Origin of the sequence: Streptomyces fulvoviolaceus, assembly GCF_000718165.1 — a bacterium.
Taxonomy (GTDB): domain Bacteria; phylum Actinomycetota; class Actinomycetes; order Streptomycetales; family Streptomycetaceae; genus Streptomyces; species Streptomyces fulvoviolaceus.
Window position 1 is genome coordinate 1 of record NZ_JOEY01000149.1, and the last position, 888, is coordinate 888.

Consider the following 888-nt stretch of genomic DNA (forward strand, 5'->3'; position numbering starts at 1 on the left):
TCGCTGGTGCTGGCGAAGGCGATCGAGAAGGCCGGCTACGACCTGGTGATCTCCGGCATGGCGTCCACCGACGGCACCGCCGGCATCGTGCCCGCGCTGGTCGCCGAGCGGCTGGGGGTGCCGCAGGTGACCTTGCTGTCCGAGGTGACGGTCGAGGACGGCACGGTCAGGGGCCGCCGCGACGGGGATGCCGCGTCCGAGCAGCTGGAGGCTTCCCTCCCCGCGGTCGTATCGGTCACCGACCAGTCGGGTGAGGCGCGTTACCCGTCCTTCAAGGGGATCATGGCGGCGAAGAAGAAGCCGGTTACCTCCTGGGACCTGTCCGACCTGGAGATCGACGCCGAGGACGTGGGCCTCGGCGGCGCCTGCACCGTCGTAGAAAACGCTGCGGCGCGTCCGGCGCGCACCGCCGGGACGATCGTCAAGGACGAGGGCGAGGGCGAGGGCGGCAAGCAGCTCGCCGCCTTTCTCGCGCAGCGCAAATTCATCTAATACAGCCTCGCAGGCCAGAAGTTCGTCTGATCCAACAGGAGTTGCTGTCCCATGGCTGAAGTTCTCGTCTACGTCGATCACGCGGACGGCGTGGTCCGCAAGCCGACCCTGGAGCTGCTGACCCTGGCCCGCCGCATCGGCGAGCCCGTCGCCCTCGCGCTGGGTGCCGGCGCCGCCGACACCGCCGCCGTCCTCGGCGAGCACGGCGCGGTCAAGGTCCTGACCCACGAGGCCGCCGAGTACGCCGACTACCTGGTCGTCCCCAAGGTCGACGCGCTGCAGGCCGCCTACGAGCAGGTGTCCCCGGCCGCCGTGCTGGTGCCGTCCTCCGCGGAGGGCAAGGAGATCGCCGCCCGCCTCGCGCTGCGCATCGGCTCCGGCATCATCACCGACGCC

The 888-nt window shown here is 70.6% G+C and carries 1 protein-coding gene and 1 pseudogene; both read left to right on the forward strand.

What is annotated here, in order from left to right; translation table 11 throughout:
* Positions 1-492, forward strand: a 492-nt coding sequence (locus tag IG08_RS0153225; protein WP_030622102.1) for an electron transfer flavoprotein subunit beta/FixA family protein, incomplete at its 5' end; no start/stop codon positions are given.
* A gap of 51 nt (positions 493-543) precedes the next feature.
* A pseudogene (locus IG08_RS0153230) lies at positions 544-888 on the forward strand (electron transfer flavoprotein subunit alpha/FixB family protein); the annotation flags it as partial.